Consider the following 20,082-nt stretch of genomic DNA (forward strand, 5'->3'; position numbering starts at 1 on the left):
TCCGCTTGTCCGGGACGACAGTGGAGAACGGCGCGCCGGCGTCCCCTACTCCTTCGCGACCACCGGCACCTGGCGGAACCTGGCGCGCACCGACTCCGGCAGCGGCGAAAAATTCATCGCGACGCCGCGGCGGTCGTTGGCGTTGCGGTTGGCGACCACCAGGCCATCGCTGCCTGCGACGATGTCCCCCTTGCGCAAGGTGGGATCGTCCTCGACCTTGACCTGGGCGAGTCCGACCGGATCCTTGCCGTTGCACGTGCAGCCCGCGACGATCTCGTTGCGGAAGCGGAACGCATTGGGCAGGTCGGAATAGGATTTTCCCTTGTCCGTCGTGGCGTCGTCGATATTGCTGCCATAGACCAGCGAAGTTTCGGACGTCGGGCAGAAGCTCTTGCAGGATTGCGCCTTGCTTTCGGCGTCGTTTCCTTGCGCCGGGAAGTAGCGGCCATCGCAACCGCGCACGCAATAGGCAGTGCCGCCGCCATACGAGGCCCGCTGGCGCGGCGTGTCGTAGCGCGGCATGTCATCGGTCGGGAAGGGCATGCGGATCTCCGGCGCCGAGCGCACGCGGAAGCCGCCGAACAGCGCCGAGAAGAAGTCTTCCGCATGCGCCGACGGCGTCAACGCGAGGCCGAAGGAGGCGACGGCGAAGCACGCCGCCGCGCCGCCAGCCAGTTTGCCGATCGAGCGTCTCTTCATGTCACCTCGCTCAAAACTTTTAGTTCACGGCCGACGTCGTGATGTTCAGCGCCTGCCGTCCCGAAGGCGGCGTCGTCACCGGCGGGCGCTTGCGTACGGGGTCGCCGCCCTTGTCGTACCCCTTGGCCATCAGCGGCGCATTCTTCGGCAGCACCACGACCTTGGTGCCGACATTGACGCGGCTGAAGAGATCGCTGACGTCCTCGTTGGTCAGACGGATGCAACCGGACGACACGAACTTACCGATCGTGGTGGGATCGTTGGTGCCGTGGATGCGATATTCGCTGGATCCGAGATACATCGCGCGCGCGCCAAGCGGGTTGCCGGGACCGCCGGCGACGAAGCGCGGCAGATAGGGCTGGCGCGCAATCATCTCTGCCGGCGGATGCCAGTCCGGCCACTCGGCCTTGCGGCTGACAGTCTGCACGCCCGCCCAGGTAAAGCCTTCGCGGCCGACGCCGACGCCGTAGCGGATCGCGCGGCCATTGCCGAGCACGTAATAGAGATAGGTGTTGCCGGTATCGATCACGATGGTGCCGGCCGGTTCGTTCCGGTCGAAACTGACGATCTGCTTGCGCAGCCGGTCGGGCAGCGCGGCATCCTCGTCGGCGGCCTGCGGCGCTGCGTTGACGTAACCCCGCGAATAGCTCGGGTCCAGCGGATATCCCTGCGGCTGCATCGGCGCGTAGCCGAGCATCTGGGCCTGTGCCGCGAACGGCACGGTCAGCAATGCTGTCGCGAAGGCAATGGCGGTAACGGCGCGCGGCGAGAAGCGGCGACGGACTGAAGACGACCTTGTCATGTGCTGCCCCGTTGGATGTGCATCAGGGTGATGCGGCTTTCCAACAAACGCAGCTGGACCGACTCAAGTTCCACCGCTCGCTGCGGCGGCGACGTCACAGTCAAGCGAGCAGAACTTCACGAAACCGCGATGGAACCAGAACGTGCTCCCGGACGTTTCAATGTCAACACTGGGCGCGCGGAGGCTTCCGTGCGGGAGAGAGATTGTGCGCGTCCTTCCCACTGAACGTCTGATGTCCGGCAACAACGAGGGCGACCCGCTTCCCGACAGCCGTGTCGAGCTGCCGCCGGTGATCCGCCGCACCGAGTTCGTCGCCTTTGCGCTCGCCGGTCTATTCCTGATTGCCGTGGTCGCGGTGCTCTACGTCGCCAGGGCGTTCTTCCTCCCGGTCGTAATGGCTGTCGTCGCCGGCACCATGCTGTCGCCGGCCGCCTCCTTTCTGGAGCGACAGCGCGTGCCGCGGGCGGTCGGTGCCGTCCTGATCGTGGCCGCGGTGACCATGGTCGTCGCCTTCGTCGTCGCGCTGATTGCCGCGCCCGCGATGGAGTGGAGCTCGCGCCTGCCGGAGCTCGGCGCGCAGTTGAAGGACAAGCTGCACGTGTTCGACCGGCCGCTGGCACTGTGGAGCGAGCTGCAAACCATGGTCGGCGGCTCCGAGGGGCTGCCAAGCCTCCAGCTGCCGAAATTCGAATGGGTGCAGCCAACGCTGGAATTCCTGTCGCCGACCTTCGCCGAATTCCTGCTGTTCTTCGCCACGCTGATCCTGTTCATCGCAAGCTGGCGCGACCTGCGGCGGGCGCTGATCATGAATTTCGCCGACCGCGATGCGCGGCTGCGAACGCTGCGGATCCTCAACGAGATCGAGGTCCATCTCGGCAACTATCTTTTGACGGTGACGCTGATCAATGTCGGCGTGGGCATCGCAACCGGTCTCATCTGCGCCGTCACCGGCATGCCCAATCCGGCCGGGCTCGGCGCGCTTGCGGCGGCGCTCAACTTCATCCCGATCATCGGACCGGTCGCGATGTTCGTCATTCTGGTCGTGGTGGGGCTCGTCGCCTTCCCGACCATCGGCGGCGGACTGATGGCGGGGCTCGCCTTCGGCGGCATCACCTTCCTGGAAGGACACTTCGTCACGCCGACCATCATCGGGCGCAGGCTTTCCCTGAACGCGCTTGCCGTCTTCATCGCGCTGGCCTTCTGGACCTGGCTGTGGGGACCGATGGGCGCATTCCTGTCGTCGCCGCTCCTGATCGTCGGGCTGATCCTGAAGGAGCATCTGCTGCCGGAGAATTCGCCGCAGCTCCCGCAGGCATGACGGGTTTCCCCGAACGGAACTTACCCGGGCAAGAAACGTTTTCCGGCTATCTCAGCCGCCAACAGTTTTGGAGCTCCTGATGTCAATGACCAATGGCGAAACCGGGATGAGAGACTGGACCGACAAAGCCACCAGAGAACGCCTCGAGAAGGATGTAGCAGCCGTGAAAAGCGATATCGCCGCCCTCACCGATCAGATCACCGACGCGCTCAACACCTTTGCCAATTCCACCAGCAAGCAGGCCCGCCGCGGCTATCGTCAGGCCCGCGAGAGCGTGGATTCCGCGGTCGACGACATGTCGGACCGCGGCAGCGCCATGATGGAAGCTGCGCAAGACGCCTACGGCTCGATCGAGGAAACGCTGGAAGACGCCATCACGCAGCGGCCGCTCGCGACCGTCGGGCTCGCGCTCGGGATCGGCTTCCTGATCGGCGTCGCCTGGCGCCGGTAGCGTGGACGCAAGACCTTGACGTTACGGCGGCGCTGTCGCGCCGTCGCTGCCGGCTTGCGGGGATCTGAGGAGCAAGGCCATGTTACAGCGCATCATCGACGGCATCAGCGCATCGACGGGCACGACCGTCCGCCTGACATCGCTCGCCGCGGGCGCCGCACTCGCGCTCTTCATCACCACGGGCTTTCTCTGCGCGGCCGCCTTCATCACGGTCCTCGAGAAATATGGTCCCGTGCAGGCCTGCCTCGCGGGCGCCGGCATCTTCTTCCTGCTGACGCTCACCGCGGCGGGGAGCTATTGGGGCTACAAGCGGGAGATTCAGAAGCGCGCCCGGATCGCCGCCGAGCGCGCCGCAAAGTCGGCTGCTTCGAGCATGCTCGCCGACCCCATGCTGCTCGCGACGGGCCTCCAGATCGTTCGCGCCATCGGAATCAAGCGGCTGCTGCCGATCCTGGCGATCGGCGGCGTCGCCCTCGGAATCATGGCGAGTCGCGCCGGCGCATCCGACGAAGCCTCGGCTGAACCGGCCGAATAATAGTCAAAGCGCTAAGATAATTTCGTCGGCGGCTGAACGGGCGAGCTTGCGCGAATTCCATCCGGCGAATATGCGCAATTTTGCGCCAGATCGGGCAATTCCGGCCCCCTCACGCAAACGCTACTCGGATAGGCGGGCGGTTGCCGCTAAAAGCAGCGCCCCTGATTCCAAAAGTCATTTTCCGCGATGAAACCGTCCGTCAAGGCGAACCTCGCCGCATTCCATCACGATGCCAGATTGTATTTGACGCTCGGCATTGCCAACTGGTCGGTGTTCGTCGACCACATCCCGAACAACGTCGTCAATCTCCTGACACTGCGAAATTTCGGCTTCAGCGGCGCCGCGGACCTGTTCGTGTTCGTGGTGGGTTATGGCGTCGCCATCATTCACGGCAGGATGGCGCTGGAGCGCGGCTACGTCGTCGCGGCGACGCGCATCTTTCGCCGCGTCTGGCGGCTCTACGCCGCCTATGTCGTGCTCTTCGTGATCTATATCGACACCATCGCCTATGTCGCCTCGCAATCGATGGCGCCGGAGATCATCCACGAATACAACATCTCGGGCATTCTCGAGCATCCGCTGCGCATCCTGGTCCGCGGCCTCGTGCTCCAGGAAGAGCCGCTGAACCTCGACCTCCTGCAACTGATGATCCCGCTGATGGCGTTCTTTCCGTTTGCGCTGTGGGGTTTGTTGCGGCGGCCGAACCTGACGCTGGCGGCATCGGTCGCGCTGTACGTTGCGGCGCGCTGGTTCGACTGGAATTTCCGGGTCTATCCGGACCAGGACTGGACCTTCAATCCGCTGTGCTGGCAGATGCTGATGGTCCTCGGCGGCTGGTTCGCCGTGACAGGCGCCTCCGGACGCGCGTTGCACGGCATGTCCTGGCTGCGGATCCTCGCGGGTGCCTATCTCATCTTCGCGATGGCCGTCACCTTGATGCGGCATTCGCCCGCGCTGTCCGTCTATTTGCCGGAATTCGTCGTCAACAGCATCGCGCCGACGGACAAGGAAAACCTCGCGCCCTATCGCGTGGTCCATTTCCTCGCGCTCGCCTTCCTCGCGACCCATCTCATTCCGGCCGACCACCCCGGCCTGAAGTTGCGGCCGCTTCAGGCGGTGATCACATGCGGCGAGGAATGGCTCGCGGTGTTCTGCATTGCCGTGTTCCTGTCCTTCGCCGGCCATCTCATCCTGATCACCGGACCAAACCTCGTGGTGATGCAGATCGCGGTAAGCCTCGTTGGCTTCGCGGCGATGACGGCTGTGGCCTATTACATCTCCTGGTCGAAGCGGCAGGACCTGCCGGCCGCCCTGCGGCAGCAGGCCTAGAGCACCGTTCCGATTTAATCGGAACGGAGCTCTAGATTCCTGCTTTGACGCGTTTTCTTCACGCGAACCGGTATCCACTTCGCTCGAAAACGCTCCAGCCAAATAATCGTGCGATTCTGCTAGGCCGAGACCTGTGGCTGCGCTATGCGGGGAGCCTCTGCGTGAGGGGACCGGGCGTGGCGATGGCAAAGGGCGGGGGTGATGAGGCTGACAGCGCGCCCCGGCGCGGCCGACCGCGGTCGATCGAGACCACCAACGCCATTCTCGAAAGCGCCTATGCGCTGATGGCCGCCACCGGCCTTGCCGCCACCACCATCGACGCCGTCGCACGCCACTCCAGCGTCTCCAAGATGACGATCTACAAATGGTGGCCGTCGCGGGAAGCGCTGCTGATCGACGCCTTCCTTCATCATGCCGCGCAGATGCTGCCGCTGCCGCCTGCGAGCTCCGGCAGCCCCGCGGCGCGCGCACGCCGCCATGCCGCGGCCTATGCCGAGGCGCTCCAGGGCGAGTTCGGCAAGGTGCAGCTCGCCGTCGTCTCCGAATGCATTTCCAAGACCGGCTCGGCGGAGCTGTTCTACGGCCGCTACCTGCAATTCCGCCGCGACGCGCTGGTCGAGATGATCGCCGCGGGCCAGACGGATGGCAGCATCCTGGCGGAGGGAGCGCCCGAGGATCTCTACGACGCCATCTATGGCAGCCTGTTCTACCGTTACGTCTTCGGCATTGCACCGATCACGCCGGCCTACGCGCGCAATCTGGTCGACCTGGTGCTGCGGCCAAGGGGTTAGAGCATGATCCGGAAAACTGCGAAGCGGTTCTCCGAAAAGATCATGCTCAAACAACAATCCAAAGCGCGATCTCTATCGCGCGGGCCTGACCGGAGCCGAGATCTTGTCCGTGCGGTCGCGCTCGGACATGTCGACCACCGTCTCCATCGGCGCCGTCAATTCATAGACGTAGGAGGCGTCGGTGAAGTAGCGCTTGGCGGTGCCGCCGAGCGCTTCGGGCGCGACACGGTCGAGCAGGATCAGACCGAAATCGGAATCCGGGCGGCGCGTCGCCTCGCTGGTGTTGAACTCCTCCCAGCGGAAATGGAAGACCTCGTCGGTCCCCTCGCCCGTCACCGTCCAATTCGCGGTGATGTGCGGATGCTTTCCGACCAGCGACAGACCTTCGTCGGAGTGCGAGGCGAGCTCGAAGAACAGGAGCGACAGGCTCTGCGCGGCGCGCGCGCTGACCGCGATGTCGGGGCCGGTGACGGCGATGCGGTCGGCATGCGGGATGGCGCGCGCCTCGAACAGGCCCTTCAGCTTGACGCCCTGCCACTGGCTCTCGCTGAGCAGCGAGACCACGTTGGACATGGCGTGGATGCGGCCGATCAGCAGTTCACGCGCAACGTCGATGTCCGAGCCGTGACGCAGCGTGCGCGTCACGATCGACTGGATCACCGCCAGGATGTTCTTGACCCGGTGGTTGAGCTCGTCGATGACGGCGGTCAGCCGGCGCTCGAAGCCGATCCGCACCTGGATTTCCCGGCTGAGCCGCAGATTGTTGTAGGCGACATAGCCGAACAGGCCGCACACCATCGCGGTGATGGCAAAACCGATCGCCGCCACGATGATCGCCGTCTGCTCGGCGCGCCGCGCCGAATTGGTCTTGGCGTAGTAACCGAGATGCCAGTCGCGCCCGCCAAAGCTCACCGTGCGCGTCGCCGACGGCGCCGGCCCGTCCGCTGCCGCCATGCGTGACGAGACCACGCCCTGGTCGTTGGCAACGAGCTCACCACCTTCCCTGCGCGGATCCTTCAGCGCGACCGAGAACAACGACATGTCGTCATTGGTCAGCATCAGGGAGGCTAGCTCGTAGGAAAATGTGACGAAGCCCGCCGGCTCGGTCGCGCCCTCGGGAATGACGGGCGCGGCCACGATGATGCCGATGGGCCCGCCGCCCCGCAGCAACTGAACCGGGTCTGAGGCGACCGACCTCTTCTCGACACGCGCACGCGTCAGCATGGCGCTGCGCACCTGATCCTGCTCGTAGCTGCGGCCGGGCAGCGCCTTGGTCTCGTTGCTGCGCGGTTCGAGGTCCATCAGCACGTCGATCGGCTGGGTGACCTTCGCAAGATCGATCGGCTTGTCGTCATACGAGCGGATCTGCGGATTGGGGAAGCCGGCGCTCGCGATCGCGGCCTGCGCCGGCAGAAGCTCGTTCGGCTTCAGCCGGGCGACCCACCCGGCGACCACGAAATCGGTCTTGAAGGCGTAGATGGCCGAGCGCAGCGGCTCCAGCATGTTCGGCTTGATGACCGACGGGGCACGGAACAAGCCTGAGGCGACACGCGCGAGCAGCTCGCGCTCGGTCAGCCGGTCCTGGACCAGGCTCGCGTGGACGTCGATCGCGCGCGCCAGCGCGATCCGGTCCAGTGCCAGCTCCTGGTCGTGGACGCGATAGGCCGCGAGCCCGGAGAGCAGAGCTCCGAGCAGGGCGATGAAACCGATGATAAAACCCAGCCGGACCACTTCGACTACTCAGGCGAAAACAGCAGGTCGGCAATAAACACGGAGCATATCAACGCCGCTCGAACGGCCATGTGCCGAAACAGAGTGGACCCCAGTAACGGAGATAATGAAGGAGGAGGCATCAGTACGCAACTTCGGTCGCCTGAAAAGCTTAATTCGCCCGGCCGATGGTCTGGCCATGAAGGCTTTGCTCCGGGCACCGGAGGTAGTTAATCGCCGTGTCCGAAATTTGTTCCGCGGATGCGGCTTTTGCCCCAAACGTTAACGGCGGAAAACGCCTGCGCCACGTCGTCGCGCTGTCAGCTCGCCCGTTTCAGGCCGCCTTTGGCCTCGATGAAGCCGACGATGTGGTCGAGCCCCTCGCTCTTTTTCAGGTTGGTCATGACGAAGGGGCGCGCGCCGCGCATGCGCCTGGCGTCCGTCTCCATCTTCTCCAGGGAGGCGCCGACATGGGGCGCGAGGTCGATCTTGTTGATGACCAGGAGGTCGGAGCGGGTGATGCCGGGGCCGCCCTTGGACGGGATCTTGTCGCCGGCCGCCACGTCGATGACGTAGATGGTGAGGTCGGCTAGCTCCGGGGAAAAAGTGGCAGCGAGATTGTCACCGCCGGACTCGATCAGCACGAGGTCGAGCCCGGGAAATTTTGCGCGCATGTCCGCGACCGCGGCCACGTTCATCGAAGCGTCCTCGCGGATCGCGGTGTGCGGGCAACCGCCGGTCTCGACGCCGGCGATGCGGTCCGGCGTCAGCGAGCCCGAGCGCACCAGGAATTCCGCATCCCATTTGGTGTAGATGTCGTTGGTGATCGCCGCGATGTCATAGCGTTCGCGCATGGTCCTGCAGAGCAGGTCCATCAGCGCGGTCTTGCCCGATCCGACCGGGCCGCCTATTCCGACACGCAAGGGACCGTGAGATTTCGACATGTCACTCGCTCTCTCTTGATGGGTTAAAGGCCGCACCGCTCACGAGCGAAACAGCCGCGTATATTGCGTCTCATGCCGCAGGCTGGCGAGATCGGCGCGGAAGGTCGCGCTGCCGAGGTCGTCCAATGTCGCATTCAACGCACGATTGGCGGTCGCGGCAACGGCGGCTTCCAGCTTCACCAGCACCCGCTGGCTGTCGGTCTGGCCGAGCGGAATGAGGCGGCTCGCCGCCGAAATCCAGTTCGAGACCAGCGCATGCAGGAAGGCGTGCAGCGTCGGCGCCAGCGGCACGCCGTGCACCGCGGCAACCACGCCGACGGCGACAGGGTAGACCAGTGCCGTGCGACATGCCGCAACCATGGCATCCAGCCCGTCGGCATCCCACGCGGCGCGGGAGATGTCGATGAAGGCGCGGCCCTGCGAGCTCGTCTCGAGCTGCCGCTCGCGCGACGGCACGAAGGCGGCGGCGAGCTCCGCGATATCGCTCAAGGTGGTGTCCTCGCCCAATTCAGTGGCGCGATAGGCATGGACCAGGAACGTCGCGTCGCAAAAGCCGGAACCATCGCCCAGCGTGGCGTCGAGCCAGTCGGCCAGCGTCGCGGTGTCGGTGATGTCGCCCGCCTCGACCGCCCATTCGATCCCGCTGGAATAGGAGAAGCCGCCGACCGGAAAGGACGGCGACAGCCACGTCATCAGCCGGTACAGCGCCGCCGCCTCGCGCTCGGCGAGGTCACCGGCACTCACCGGCTCATTTGTGGTCATGAGCATGCTTGTGGCCGTGGTGGTGGTCGGGGTGGTCGCAATGCTCGTCGTGGTGATGGTCGTGGCCATGGTCATACGCGGCATGATCATGGTGGTCGTGGTGATCGTGACCATGATCATGGTGATGATGGTCGTGATCGTGATGCCCGTGATCATCGTGACCATGCGCATGGCCGCCGTCGGCGTAAGCGCCGCCTTCGGGATCGAACGGCGCCTCGATCTCGATCACGCGCGCACCGAGGCCCTTCACCATGGCCTCGATGACATGGTCGCGGCGGATGCGCAGGCTCTTGGCCATGATCTGCGTCGGCAAATGACGATTGCCGAGGTGCCAGCCAACACGAATGAGGTGGTGCGGATCGCGGCCGCGGATCTCCAGCAACGGCTCGGGCGCCGCGACCACTTCGACCAGCCGGCCGTCCTCCAGGACCAACGCATCACCGCCGCGCAGCGCGACGGCATTCTCCAGGTCGAGCAGGAATTCGAGGCCCCGCGTCCCCGTCATCGCCATGCGGCGGCGGTGCCGGTCGTCGAAATCGAGCACCACCGTATCCGCCGGCGTCTCCGTGAAGCCGTGCTGTCCCTTAACCTGCGTCGCCCGGATCATGCTTTTACCCCGTTACCGTGTCTCGACCTTCTCGGGCGTGATCACTTCAATCTTCGGCGGCGCCGTAAAGCACTTCACCGCGACGCGGCCGAACGTCTTCATGTGCTCCATGGCGCGATGCGGCACCAGCGCCTCGGCGTTCTCCCACTGCTCGACGAACACCATCTTGGCGGGATCGGTGACGCTCTCGTGCAAATCATAGGCGATATTGCCGGGCTCCTTCCGCGTCTCCTTGATGCAGGCGGTGGCGGCCGCAATGAATTCGGCGCGCGTTTCGGGCTTGATGGTCAAGGTGGCAACGACGTAAATCACGAGAAATCCTCCCGGCTTTTCTTCTGGGTTACGATACCGGGCGGGACCTTAGACCAGGCGGGGTCGAACGCAAAACCGGAAAAGCCGCCCCAGGACATGCAACAAGACATGCAATCGGGACATGCGCCGGGGACATGCGTTGAGACGCTATTTCAGTACATGAAATATCGCTGCGCCATCGGCAGCACCTCGGCGGGCGCGCAGGTCAGCAGTTCGCCGTCGGCGCGCACCTCGTAGGTCTCGGGATCGACCTCGATATTGGGCGTGGCGTCGTTGTGGATCATGCTCTTCTTCGAGATCTTTCCGCGGGTGTTCTGCACCGCATAGAGCTTCTTGTCGATGCCGAGTTTTCGCGCGAGGCCCCCGGTGACCGCCGCCTTCGAGGTGAACACCACGGACGACGCGGTGCGCGCCTTGCCGAAGGCACCGAACATCGGCTGATAGTGCACCGGCTGCGGCGTCGGGATCGAGGCATTGGGATCGCCCATGGGGGCGGCGACGATCGAGCCGCCCTTGATGATACAGTCCGGCTTGACGCCGAAGAAGGCCGGCGACCACAGCACGAGATCGGCGAGCTTGCCCTTCTCGACCGAGCCGATCAGTTTCGACACGCCGTGCGCGATGGCGGGATTGATCGTGTACTTGGCGATGTAGCGCTTGACGCGGAAATTGTCGTTGTCCTTGCCTTTGTCCTGGTCGAGCGACCCGCGCTGCTTCTTCATCTTGTCCGCGGTCTGCCATGTCCGGATGATGACTTCACCAAGGCGGCCCATGGCCTGGGAGTCCGAGGAGATCATCGAGAGCGCGCCGAGATCGTGCAGGATATCCTCGGCCGCGATGGTCTCCTTGCGGATGCGGCTCTCGGCGAAGGCGAGGTCCTCGGCGATCGAGGGATCGAGGTGATGACACACCATCAGCATGTCCAGATGCTCGTCGAGAGTGTTGCGGGTGAAGGGCCGCGTCGGATTGGTCGAGGACGGCAGCACGTTCTTCAGCCCCGCGACCTTGATGATATCAGGCGCATGCCCGCCGCCGGCGCCCTCGGTGTGGAAGGCGTGGATGGTGCGGCCCTTGAATGCCTTGATCGTGTCCTCGACGAAGCCGGATTCGTTCAGCGTGTCGGTGTGGATCATCACCTGAATGTCGTAGTCGTCAGCCACCGACAGGCAGGTATCGATCGCCGCCGGCGTCGTGCCCCAGTCCTCGTGCAGCTTCAGCGCACAGGCGCCGGCCTTGATCATCTCGACCAGCGCGGCGGGACGCGACGCGTTGCCCTTGCCGGAGATGCCGAGATTGACTGGGAACGCATCGAACGACTGGATCATCCGCCCCATGTGCCACGGCCCCGGCGTGCAGGTGGTGGCGAACGTGCCGTGCGAGGGACCGGTGCCGCCGCCGAGCATCGAGGTGACGCCAGACATCAGCGCGTGCTCGATCTGCTGCGGACAGATGAAATGGATGTGGCTGTCGAAGCCGCCGGCCGTGAGGATTTTCCCTTCGCCCGCGATCACGTCGGTGCCGGGGCCGATGATGATGGTGACGCCCGGCTGAATGTCGGGATTGCCGGCCTTGCCGATCGCGGAGATCATGCCATCCTTGATCGCGACGTCGGCCTTCACGATGCCCCAGTGATCGACGATCAGCGCATTGGTGATGACGGTGTCGGCCGCACCTTGCTTGTTGGTCACCTGCGACTGGCCCATGCCGTCGCGGATCACCTTGCCACCGCCGAACTTCACCTCCTCGCCGTAAGTGGTGAAATCCTTCTCGACCTCGATGATGAGATCGGTATCGGCGAGCCTGACCTTGTCGCCGGTGGTCGGGCCGAACATGTCGGCATAGACGGAACGCTTCATTTTGACGGACATCACAAGCCCCGTTTGCGTTTGAATTCTTCGTTGTTCACAGCGAAGCTCTCGCTGCTCTTACGGCATCGTCGAATTTTGCATCGAGCCACGAATTGCCGCCACGGCATCCGGCGACGACCTGCTCAGCCCAGCCCGTGTAGTCGGCGAGATCGTCGCGCTCTTCGGCGGACGGGTCGGAATGAATGCGCGCGCCGATATTGCTGATCTTGTCTGCGATCTTGATCAGCTTGGCGCCGGCCGATTTCTTCGGCGCATCGACGATCTGCCGGCGTCGCCGCTCTGGTTTGGACAGGCTCATGTCGTCGGTGCATTCAACGACGAGGGAGGCGACGCGGTCAGAAAACCTCTCCGCAAGTTCCTCGCGCATCGTCTCGGTGTCCTCGATCGCATCATGCAACCACCCGGCCGCGACCAGCTCGGCATCGGCACCATCTGTCGCTACCGCAAGTAGGTTTGCGACCTCGGCAAGGTGATTGATGTAAGGCTCGTTCCCCCGCCCCTTGCGCGCCATGCCATTGTGCCGCCGCGCGGCCAGCTCAGCAGCTTCGGAGATGAGGCGGATAGCGGAGAGCATGACTCACAGCTTCCCCATCACGTCGCCGCGAAAACCGTAGATCGTTTTCTTCCCCGCCACGGCGACGAGCTGGACGTCGCGGGTCTGGCCGGGTTCGAAGCGGACGGCGGTGCCGGCGGCGATGTCGAGGCGCATGCCGCGGGCTTTCTTGCGATCGAACTTCAGCGCCGGATTGGTCTCGAAGAAATGGTAGTGCGAGCCGACCTGGATCGGGCGGTCGCCTGTGTTGGCGACCGTCAGCGTCACGGTCTTGCGGCCGGCATTGAGCTCGATTTCGCCGTCCTGGATGAAGAGTTCGCCGGGGATCATGCGTCTTACTCCTACCTGATCGGCTCGTGCACGGTGACGAGCTTGGTACCGTCCGGAAAGGTCGCCTCGACCTGGATGTCGTGGATCATCTCGGGGATGCCCGGCATCACCTGGTCGCGGGTGAGGACCTGCGCGCCGGATTGCATCAGCTCGGCGACGGTGCGGCCATCGCGCGCGCCTTCGAGGATGAAGTCGGAGATGATGGCGATCGCCTCGGGATGGTTGAGCTTGACGCCGCGATCCAGCCGGCGGCGGGCGACGATCGCCGCCATCGAGATCAGGAGCTTGTCCTTTTCGCGGGGAGACAGGTTCATGCAGCATCTCTTCCGTTCAATGCATCAATTCAGCAGCTATCAATTCAGCCACAGCCGCGGCAGCGCCGCGCCGGTCCGCGCCAGCACCGCCATCATGTCGGCGCGCAAGCGCGCCGCATCTTGGGCACAGAACCGAGCCATTGCAAAGCCATTCCAGGCGGAGATTCCGACCTCGCCGGCGAATGACTCCGAGGCCTCGCGGATACGCTCGATCAACGGCTCGTCGCCGGGAGCGATCAGCGCCGTACCGATCGCGGCACCGCCGTTGGCCACCGCCGATCGCCCAAGTTTTGCACCGATATTGCCGTCGAGCCTGACGGTTTCGGCGAACACCAGCTTGCCACCACGACGCAGCCGCCAGCGATCAATGAACTCGCCCTGCTCCATCCGCTCGCCCATGGCGGTGCGGCCGAACACGACGATCTCGCAAAGCAGAAGCGAGGCGGCCTCGTCGAGTTCGATGTCGAAGCGACGATGGACCCGGGCGCGATCGAACAGGATCGTCTCCTGGGGCAACCAGCCGAGGTGCGCGCCGGCGGCGACCTTCAAGGCGATATTGAGCTGCGCCGCCGCCCTGGGCGCGCGATAGACCTTCTCGGCCGCCGCCGTGGTCAATGTCAGGCGTGAACCCTGGCCTGCCGCGATCTCGATATCAAAACTGTCTCCGCCGGCAACGCCGCCGGCCGTGTTGACGAACACGCCGGAGAGTCCCTCGCCCTCCGGCGAGGGAAAGCGCACGCGCAGGGAGCCGGACTCATGCAAGACGCCCCGCCGCGTCACGCCATCGCGCGCATGGACGTCGAAGCGCACCGCGCCGCGGGCACGGTTCGCCTCGAATACCGAAGATGTCGTCAAAGCGTCGCTGCGCATCCGCCTCCCCAGCCGGCCGCGGCAGAAATTTTCGGATTACAGCGCCATCTGGCGGCTGATTTCGGCCGGATCGAGATTGGATCGGTCGCAGGAGAACTTCACCGCGCCGCGATCCATCACGGCGAAACTGTCGCCGAGTTCGCAGGCAAAGTCGAGATATTGTTCGACCAGCACGATGGCGATGTTGCCGAGGTTACGCAGATACGAGATGGCGCGACCGATGTCCTTGATGATCGACGGCTGGATGCCCTCGGTCGGTTCGTCGAGCAGGAGCAGCTTTGGCCGCATCACCAGCGCACGCCCGATCGCGAGCTGCTGCTGCTGGCCGCCGGAGAGGTCGCCGCCGCGCCGGCCGAGCATGGATTGCAGCACCGGGAATAGCGAGAACACGTCGTCCGGAATGTGCCTGTCCTCGCGCTTGAGCGGACCGAAGCCGGTCTTGAGGTTCTCCTCGACCGTCAACAGCGGAAAGATCTCGCGGCCCTGCGGCACGAAGCCGATGCCCTTGCGCGCCCGCTCGTAGGGCTTCAGGCCCGTGATGTCGCTGCCGTCGAGCATGATCGCGCCGGAGGAGATCGGATACTGGCCGACCATGGCGCGCAGGAGCGAGGTCTTGCCGACGCCGTTGCGCCCGAGCACGCACGTCACCTTGCCGGGCTCTGCGGCGATGGAGACGCCGCGCAGCGCCTGCGCCGCGCCGTAGAACAGGTTGATGTCCTTGACCTCAAGCATCGTTCAGCGCCCCAGATAGACTTCGATGACCCGCTCGTTGGACGAGACCTGGTCGATGGTTCCTTCCGCGAGCACGGTGCCTTCATGCAGGCAGGTGACCTTGACGCCGAGCTCGCGCACGAACGTCATGTCGTGCTCGACGACCATCACGGTGTGGGTCTTGTTGATCTCTTTCAGCAGCTCGGCGGTGAGATGCGTCTCGACGTCGGTCATGCCCGCGACGGGCTCGTCGACGAGGAGCAGTTTTGGATCCTGCGCCAGTAGCATGCCGATCTCGAGCCACTGCTTCTGACCGTGGCTGAGGCTGCCGGCGAGCCGGTTGCGCGCGTCGGTGAGGCGGATCGTTTCCAGCACCTTGTCGATGCGCTCCGATTCCGCCCTGCTGCCGCGCCAGAACAGCGTGCCCTTGACGCTGTGGTCGACATTGAGCGCGAGCAGGAGGTTGTCCTGCACGGTCTGGCTCTCGAACACGGTCGGCTTCTGGAATTTGCGGCCGATGCCGAGCTCGGCGATGCGGGTCTCGTCCAGACGCGTCAAATCGGTGACGCCGTCGAACAGCACCGTGCCCTCGTCGGGCTTGGTCTTGCCGGTAATGATGTCCATCATCGTGGTCTTGCCGGCGCCGTTCGGGCCGATGATGGCGCGCATCTCGCCGGGCTCGAGCGTCAGCGACAAATTGTTGATGGCGTGGAAGCCGTCGAACGAGACGTGCACGCCGTCGAGATAGAGTATCGCGGAGGTCGCGCGTGTATCCATCACGTTCATTGCGCCTACTCCGCCATCTTGGGTTCGGTGACGCCGACTTCGGCCGCGGCGCTCGCGCTGGTCGCCGCAGTGCGTCTTTCTTTGGACGACTCCCACCATGCATTGAAGGTGCCGACGATGCCCTTCGGCAGCAGCAGCGTCACCAGGATGAACAGCGCGCCCAGCATGAACAGCCAGTAGGGCGCGAGCATGCCCGAGGTGAAGAACGTTTTTGCGTAGTTGACGACGACGGCGCCGAGTGCCGCGCCGATCAGCGTACCGCGGCCGCCGACCGCGACCCAGATCACCGCCTCGATCGAATTGCCGGGTGCGAATTCGCTCGGGTTGATGATGCCGACCTGGGGCACGTAGAGCGCACCGGCAACGCCGGCCATGCAGGCCGACAACGTGAACACGAACAGCTTGTAGGATTCGACGCGGTACCCGAGGAACCGGCTGCGCGATTCCGCGTCGCGGATTGCGATCAGAACCTTGCCGAGCTTGGAGGACACGACGGAGCGGCAGATCAGGAAGGCCACGATCAGCGCCAGGCAGCTCAGCGCAAACAGCGCGGCACGGGTGCCCTCGGCCTGCACGTTGAAGCCGAGGATGTCCTTGAAGTCGGTCAGACCGTTGTTGCCGCCGAAGCCGAAATCATTGCGGAAGAAGGCCAGCAGCAGCGCATAGGTCATCGCCTGAGTGATGATCGACAGGTACACGCCGGTCACGCGGGAGCGGAAGGCGAGCCAGCCGAAGCAGAAGGCGAGCAGGCCCGGCACGAACAGCACCATCAGCGCCGCGAACCAGAACATGTCAAAGCCGTACCAGTACCAGGGCAGCTTCGAGTAATTCAGGAAGACCATGAAGTCGGGCAGGATCGGGTTGCCGTAGACGCCGCGGGTGCCGATCTGCCGCATCAGGTACATGCCCATCGCGTAGCCGCCGAGCGCGAAGAAGGCGCCGTGGCCGAGCGAGAGGATGCCGCAATAGCCCCAGATCAGGTCGATCGAGAGCGCGAGGATCGCGTAGCAGACATATTTGCCCCAGAGCGCGACCAGATAGGTCGGCACCTGCAGGAACGAGCCCGCGGGCAGCAGCAGGTTGGAGAGCGGGATGAGGATGCCGCAGGCCGCGACGATGGCGAGGAAGATCGTCGCGCCGCGGTCCAGCGACCTGGTCAGCATGTGGGGGGTCATGCTTCCACCGCACGGCCCTTGAGCGCGAACAGGCCGCGCGGCCGCTTTTGAATGAACAGGATGATGAGAACGAGGATCGCGATCTTGCCGAGCACGGCGCCCGCGACCGGCTCCAGGAACTTGTTGGCGATGCCGAGCGTGAAGGCGCCGACCAGCGTGCCCCAGAGATTGCCGACGCCGCCGAACACCACGACCATGAAACTGTCGATGATGTAGCTCTGGCCGAGATTGGGGCTGACATTGTCGATCTGCGACAGCGCCACGCCGGCGATGCCAGCGATGCCCGAACCGAGGCCGAAGGTCAGCGCGTCGACGCGCGATGTCGCGATGCCCATCGAAGCCGCCATGCGGCGGTTCTGCGTCACCGCCCGCATCTCGAGCCCGAGCGCGGTGTAGCGCAGCATCGCCAGCAGGATCGCGAACACCGCGAGCGTGAAGACGAGGATCCAGAGCCGATTATAGGTGATGGTGATCTGGCCGAGCTCGAACGCGCCGCTCATCCAGGAGGGATTGCCGACCTCGCGGTTGGTTGGGCCGAACATAGTGCGCACCGCCTGCTGCAGCACCAGCGACAGGCCCCAGGTCGCCAGCAGCGTCTCCAGCGGACGGCCGTAGAGGAAACGGATGATGCTGCGCTCGATCAGCACGCCGATGCCGCCGGCGACGAGGAAGGCGAGCGGCACAGCGATCAAGAGCGAATAATCGAAGAGTGCGGGATAGCGGGTGCGGATTACCTCCTGCACCACGAAGGTGGTGTAGGCGCCGATCATCACCATCTCGCCATGGGCCATGTTAATGACGCCCATGACGCCGAAGGTGACCGCAAGCCCGATCGCGGCGAGCAGCAGCACCGAGCCGAGCGAGAGGCCGTACCAGGCATTCTGCACGGTGGACCAGACCGCGAGCGAAGACTGGATCGAGCCGATCGCGCTCGCGGCGGCCTTGGTCACCGAGGCCGGCTGGTCGCCCATGCCGGTGAGCAGCGCCATCGCCTCCTGGTCGCCGCGCGCCTTGAGGGTAGCGACCGCCTCGAGCTTCTCGACCTCGGTGGCATCGGACTTGAACAGCAGGATCGCGGCGCGGGCTTCGCCGAGTGCAGCCTTGACCGATTTGTTGGTTTCCTTGGCGAGCGCGCCATCGACCGCCTCGAGCGCGGTCTCCTCGTGCGACTTGAAGACGGATTGGGCGGCCTGGAGCCGCGTTCCGACGTCCGGAGACTGGAGCGTCAGGCTGCCGATCGCGGCATCGACGCTGCGGCGCAGACGATTGTTGAGACGCACCGCGCTCGCGCTGTCGGGAACGCTGGCCACGGGCTCGCCAGTCGCGGCATCGATCGATTTGCCGTCGGCGCCGGTGACGTAAACCTTCTTGCTGTCAGGATCGGCCATGAGACGGCCGTCCTGGAGCGCGCTGATGATGGGGAAAGCCAGCTTGTTGCCGCTGCTCGCGACCACGCTGATCGCCTCTTCCGTGTCGGAGTAATCGTCGTTGGCGAATTTGGCGACCGCGTCCTCGAACGGACCGGCAAAGGCCGGCAGTGCGAACGCGATCAGGAATAACGAGAGGACAAAGGTGCAGAAACGAGCGGATAGATTGGTTGGCACTGTGGATCACCCCGGCAGAAGTGGGGAGAAGGCGGCGGAATAGCCGTCTTCTCCCGTCGTGCAATCAAACGTCAGATCCGGATCAGGAGCCGGAGCCGAGGCACTTGTTGGTCTTGGTGTTGAAGTTGCCGCACTTCTTGCCGACCCAGTCGCCGACCAGGTCCTTGGAGCCGTCGAGCTCCTTCGACCAGGCGTCGCCCGCGACAAGACCCGGGGTCTTCCACACCACGTCGAACTGGCCGTTGGCTTTGATTTCGCCAATGAACACCGGCTTGGTGATGTGATGGTTCGGAAGCATCTTGGAGGTGCCGCCGGTCAGGTTCTTGGCTTCGATGCCCGGGAGAGCGTCGATCACCTTGTCCGGATCGGTCGACTTCACCTTCTCGACCGCCTTGACCCACATGTCGAAACCGATGACGTGAGCTTCCATCGGATCGTTGGTCACGCGCTTCGGGTTCTTGGTGTAGGTCTGCCAGGCCTTGATGAACTTCTCGTTCTCGGGCGACTTGATCGACTGGAAGTAGTTCCAGGCGGCGAGATGGCCGAGCAGCGGCTTGGTGTCGATGCCGGCGAGCTCTTCTTCACCGACCGAGAACGCGACGACCGGGATGTCCTTCGCCTTGATGCCCTGGTTGCCGAGCTCCTTGTAGAAGGGAACGTTGGCGTCGCCGTTGATGGTCGAGACCACCGCGGTCTTCTTGCCGGCCGAGCCGAACTTCTTGATGTCGGCCACGATCGTCTGCCAGTCGGAATGACCGAACGGCGTGTAGTTGATCATGATGTCTTCCTGGGCGACACCCTTCGACTTCAGGTAGGCTTCCAGGATCTTGTTGGTGGTGCGCGGATAGACGTAGTCGGTGCCCGCGAGCACCCAGCGCTTCACCTTCTCGTCCTTCATCAGATAGTCGACGGCGGGGATCGCCTGCTGGTTCGGCGCAGCACCCGTGTAGAACACGTTGCGCTCGCTCTCCTCGCCCTCGTACTGCACGGGGTAGAACAGGATGTTGTTCAGCTCCTTGAACACCGGGAGCACCGACTTGCGCGACACCGAGGTCCAGCAGCCGAACACGACCGCAACCTTATCCTTGGTGATCAGCTCGCGCGCCTTTTCGGCGAACAGCGGCCAGTTCGAAGCGGGATCGACGACGACGGCTTCAAGCTTCTTGCCGAGCACGCCGCCCTTCTTGTTCTGCTCGTCGATCAGGAAGAGGATGGTGTCCTTCAGCGTGGTTTCGCTGATGGCCATGGTGCCGGAGAGAGAATGAAGGACGCCGACCTTGATGGTGTCGTCCGCGGCCTTTGCGCCGGTCAATGAAGCCAGACCGAGCATCAGTCCGGCGGTCGCGGCGAGCACGCCGCGGCGGCTAAATGACGCCGCTATATCGTGAGTGGATTTGGTAAGCATGAGTGTATCATCTCCCTGACGCAGACGTGAAAAAGACGCTGCGAAACGGCCCCACGGCCGCCTGCGATTAACGGAATCGCAAGAACCATGCCATGGGCTGAGCACATGCCAACCTATTGGTCAGGCTAGATAATTTTGCCGCAATCCAACTTGCGCCGCAGTCCGATTGCTCAAATCTTGGGCGAATAAAATGTATGCTAATGCGG

At 64.2% G+C, this 20,082-nt stretch carries 22 protein-coding genes; 5 read left to right on the forward strand and 17 right to left on the reverse strand.

Going from position 1 to position 20,082, the window contains the following annotated elements; all coding sequences use genetic code 11:
* Nucleotides 1–45: 45 nt before the first annotated feature.
* Both ACKWRH_RS41280 and ACKWRH_RS41285 read right to left on the reverse strand, forming a co-directional pair.
* Nucleotides 46–699, reverse strand: coding sequence for a DUF2865 domain-containing protein (locus ACKWRH_RS41280; protein ID WP_445218226.1), 654 nt, complete (start codon nt 697–699; stop codon nt 46–48).
* 19 nt (nt 700–718) lie between these two features.
* Nucleotides 719–1,501, reverse strand: a complete 783-nt coding sequence (locus ACKWRH_RS41285; protein ID WP_445218227.1) for a L,D-transpeptidase — start codon at nt 1,499–1,501, stop codon at nt 719–721.
* A gap of 205 nt (nt 1,502–1,706) precedes the next feature.
* Between ACKWRH_RS41285 and ACKWRH_RS41290 the strand changes: the two genes are divergently transcribed.
* The 5 genes from ACKWRH_RS41290 to ACKWRH_RS41310 all read left to right on the forward strand — a co-directional run bounded on the left by ACKWRH_RS41290 (nt 1,707) and on the right by ACKWRH_RS41310 (nt 5,925).
* The gene (locus ACKWRH_RS41290) at nt 1,707–2,819 is read left to right on the forward strand and encodes an AI-2E family transporter (protein WP_445218228.1); all 1,113 of its coding nucleotides are present in this window, start codon (nt 1,707–1,709) and stop codon (nt 2,817–2,819) included.
* Nucleotides 2,820–2,898: 79 nt separating this feature from the next.
* Nucleotides 2,899–3,270, forward strand: a complete 372-nt coding sequence (locus tag ACKWRH_RS41295) for a DUF883 family protein (protein WP_028170317.1) — start codon at nt 2,899–2,901, stop codon at nt 3,268–3,270.
* Between the two features lie 79 nt (nt 3,271–3,349).
* Nucleotides 3,350–3,805, forward strand: a complete 456-nt coding sequence (locus tag ACKWRH_RS41300) for a hypothetical protein (RefSeq protein WP_445218229.1) — start codon at nt 3,350–3,352, stop codon at nt 3,803–3,805.
* Nucleotides 3,806–3,991: 186 nt separating this feature from the next.
* Entirely contained in the window at nt 3,992–5,134 is a 1,143-nt protein-coding gene (locus ACKWRH_RS41305) for an OpgC domain-containing protein (RefSeq protein ID WP_445218230.1), read from the forward strand.
* A gap of 182 nt (nt 5,135–5,316) precedes the next feature.
* On the forward strand, nt 5,317–5,925 hold the full coding sequence (locus ACKWRH_RS41310) for a TetR/AcrR family transcriptional regulator (protein ID WP_445222565.1): 609 nt from the start codon (nt 5,317–5,319) through the stop codon (nt 5,923–5,925).
* Between the two features lie 72 nt (nt 5,926–5,997).
* Here the strand turns inward: ACKWRH_RS41310 and ACKWRH_RS41315 are convergent, their stop codons facing one another.
* The 15 genes from ACKWRH_RS41315 to urtA form a co-directional block, all read right to left on the reverse strand.
* The gene (locus tag ACKWRH_RS41315; RefSeq protein ID WP_445218231.1) at nt 5,998–7,656 is read right to left on the reverse strand and encodes a CHASE domain-containing protein; all 1,659 of its coding nucleotides are present in this window, start codon (nt 7,654–7,656) and stop codon (nt 5,998–6,000) included.
* 299 nt (nt 7,657–7,955) lie between these two features.
* Complete coding sequence (gene ureG / locus ACKWRH_RS41320; protein ID WP_445218232.1) at nt 7,956–8,579, reverse strand: urease accessory protein UreG; 624 nt, start codon at nt 8,577–8,579, stop codon at nt 7,956–7,958.
* A gap of 39 nt (nt 8,580–8,618) precedes the next feature.
* A complete protein-coding gene (locus ACKWRH_RS41325) occupies nt 8,619–9,347 on the reverse strand; it encodes an urease accessory protein UreF (RefSeq protein ID WP_445222566.1) in 729 nt (242 codons plus the stop codon).
* Complete coding sequence (gene ureE / locus ACKWRH_RS41330; RefSeq protein ID WP_445218233.1) at nt 9,328–9,948, reverse strand: urease accessory protein UreE; 621 nt, start codon at nt 9,946–9,948, stop codon at nt 9,328–9,330. Before ureE ends, ACKWRH_RS41325 begins: the two co-directional genes overlap by 20 nt.
* A 12-nt stretch (nt 9,949–9,960) precedes the next feature.
* The gene (locus ACKWRH_RS41335) at nt 9,961–10,260 is read right to left on the reverse strand and encodes a putative quinol monooxygenase (RefSeq protein WP_007599815.1); all 300 of its coding nucleotides are present in this window, start codon (nt 10,258–10,260) and stop codon (nt 9,961–9,963) included.
* Between the two features lie 152 nt (nt 10,261–10,412).
* Entirely contained in the window at nt 10,413–12,128 is a 1,716-nt protein-coding gene (ureC, locus tag ACKWRH_RS41340; protein ID WP_445218234.1) for an urease subunit alpha, read from the reverse strand.
* 34 nt (nt 12,129–12,162) lie between these two features.
* Nucleotides 12,163–12,702 carry an HD domain-containing protein gene (locus ACKWRH_RS41345; protein WP_445218235.1) on the reverse strand — a complete coding sequence of 180 codons (540 nt, stop codon included), beginning with the start codon at nt 12,700–12,702 and terminating at the stop codon, nt 12,163–12,165.
* 3 nt (nt 12,703–12,705) lie between these two features.
* Nucleotides 12,706–13,011, reverse strand: coding sequence for an urease subunit beta (locus ACKWRH_RS41350; RefSeq protein ID WP_007599812.1), 306 nt, complete (start codon nt 13,009–13,011; stop codon nt 12,706–12,708).
* An 11-nt stretch (nt 13,012–13,022) separates the two neighbouring features.
* Nucleotides 13,023–13,325: an urease subunit gamma gene (locus ACKWRH_RS41355; RefSeq protein WP_007605424.1), complete on the reverse strand. Its 303-nt coding sequence runs from the start codon at nt 13,323–13,325 to the stop codon at nt 13,023–13,025.
* A 39-nt stretch (nt 13,326–13,364) separates the two neighbouring features.
* Entirely contained in the window at nt 13,365–14,195 is an 831-nt protein-coding gene (locus ACKWRH_RS41360) for an urease accessory protein UreD (protein WP_445218236.1), read from the reverse strand.
* A 36-nt stretch (nt 14,196–14,231) separates the two neighbouring features.
* Nucleotides 14,232–14,927: an urea ABC transporter ATP-binding subunit UrtE gene (gene urtE, locus ACKWRH_RS41365; RefSeq protein ID WP_445218237.1), complete on the reverse strand. Its 696-nt coding sequence runs from the start codon at nt 14,925–14,927 to the stop codon at nt 14,232–14,234.
* Between the two features lie 3 nt (nt 14,928–14,930).
* Nucleotides 14,931–15,692, reverse strand: coding sequence for an urea ABC transporter ATP-binding protein UrtD (urtD, locus tag ACKWRH_RS41370; RefSeq protein WP_445218238.1), 762 nt, complete (start codon nt 15,690–15,692; stop codon nt 14,931–14,933).
* A gap of 5 nt (nt 15,693–15,697) precedes the next feature.
* Nucleotides 15,698–16,867: an urea ABC transporter permease subunit UrtC gene (gene urtC / locus ACKWRH_RS41375; protein WP_445218239.1), complete on the reverse strand. Its 1,170-nt coding sequence runs from the start codon at nt 16,865–16,867 to the stop codon at nt 15,698–15,700.
* Nucleotides 16,864–18,471: an urea ABC transporter permease subunit UrtB gene (gene urtB / locus ACKWRH_RS41380; protein ID WP_445218240.1), complete on the reverse strand. Its 1,608-nt coding sequence runs from the start codon at nt 18,469–18,471 to the stop codon at nt 16,864–16,866. The genes urtC and urtB overlap by 4 nt, the downstream gene beginning before the upstream one ends.
* Before the next feature lie 82 nt (nt 18,472–18,553).
* Nucleotides 18,554–19,876, reverse strand: a complete 1,323-nt coding sequence (gene urtA / locus ACKWRH_RS41385; protein ID WP_445218241.1) for an urea ABC transporter substrate-binding protein — start codon at nt 19,874–19,876, stop codon at nt 18,554–18,556.
* Nucleotides 19,877–20,082 lie beyond the last annotated feature (206 nt).

The organism is Bradyrhizobium sp. Pa8 (assembly GCF_052588265.1).

Coding starts and splice junctions, on each gene's coding strand:
- ACKWRH_RS41310 (WP_445222565.1), top strand. CDS start 5,317: ATGGCAAAGGGCGGGGGTGATGAGGCTGACAGCGCGCCCCGGCGCGGC.
- ureC (WP_445218234.1), bottom strand. CDS start 12,128: ATGTCCGTCAAAATGAAGCGTTCCGTCTATGCCGACATGTTCGGCCCG.
- ACKWRH_RS41305 (WP_445218230.1), top strand. CDS start 3,992: ATGAAACCGTCCGTCAAGGCGAACCTCGCCGCATTCCATCACGATGCC.
- urtD (WP_445218238.1), bottom strand. CDS start 15,692: ATGAACGTGATGGATACACGCGCGACCTCCGCGATACTCTATCTCGAC.
- urtE (WP_445218237.1), bottom strand. CDS start 14,927: ATGCTTGAGGTCAAGGACATCAACCTGTTCTACGGCGCGGCGCAGGCG.
- ureG (WP_445218232.1), bottom strand. CDS start 8,579: ATGTCGAAATCTCACGGTCCCTTGCGTGTCGGAATAGGCGGCCCGGTC.
- ACKWRH_RS41300 (WP_445218229.1), top strand. CDS start 3,350: ATGTTACAGCGCATCATCGACGGCATCAGCGCATCGACGGGCACGACC.
- ACKWRH_RS41280 (WP_445218226.1), bottom strand. CDS start 699: ATGAAGAGACGCTCGATCGGCAAACTGGCTGGCGGCGCGGCGGCGTGC.
- ureE (WP_445218233.1), bottom strand. CDS start 9,948: ATGATCCGGGCGACGCAGGTTAAGGGACAGCACGGCTTCACGGAGACG.
- urtA (WP_445218241.1), bottom strand. CDS start 19,876: ATGCTTACCAAATCCACTCACGATATAGCGGCGTCATTTAGCCGCCGC.
- ACKWRH_RS41350 (WP_007599812.1), bottom strand. CDS start 13,011: ATGATCCCCGGCGAACTCTTCATCCAGGACGGCGAAATCGAGCTCAAT.
- ACKWRH_RS41355 (WP_007605424.1), bottom strand. CDS start 13,325: ATGAACCTGTCTCCCCGCGAAAAGGACAAGCTCCTGATCTCGATGGCG.
- ACKWRH_RS41345 (WP_445218235.1), bottom strand. CDS start 12,702: ATGCTCTCCGCTATCCGCCTCATCTCCGAAGCTGCTGAGCTGGCCGCG.
- ACKWRH_RS41325 (WP_445222566.1), bottom strand. CDS start 9,347: ATGCTCATGACCACAAATGAGCCGGTGAGTGCCGGTGACCTCGCCGAG.
- urtC (WP_445218239.1), bottom strand. CDS start 16,867: ATGACCCCCCACATGCTGACCAGGTCGCTGGACCGCGGCGCGACGATC.
- ACKWRH_RS41360 (WP_445218236.1), bottom strand. CDS start 14,195: ATGCGCAGCGACGCTTTGACGACATCTTCGGTATTCGAGGCGAACCGT.
- ACKWRH_RS41295 (WP_028170317.1), top strand. CDS start 2,899: ATGTCAATGACCAATGGCGAAACCGGGATGAGAGACTGGACCGACAAA.
- ACKWRH_RS41285 (WP_445218227.1), bottom strand. CDS start 1,501: ATGACAAGGTCGTCTTCAGTCCGTCGCCGCTTCTCGCCGCGCGCCGTT.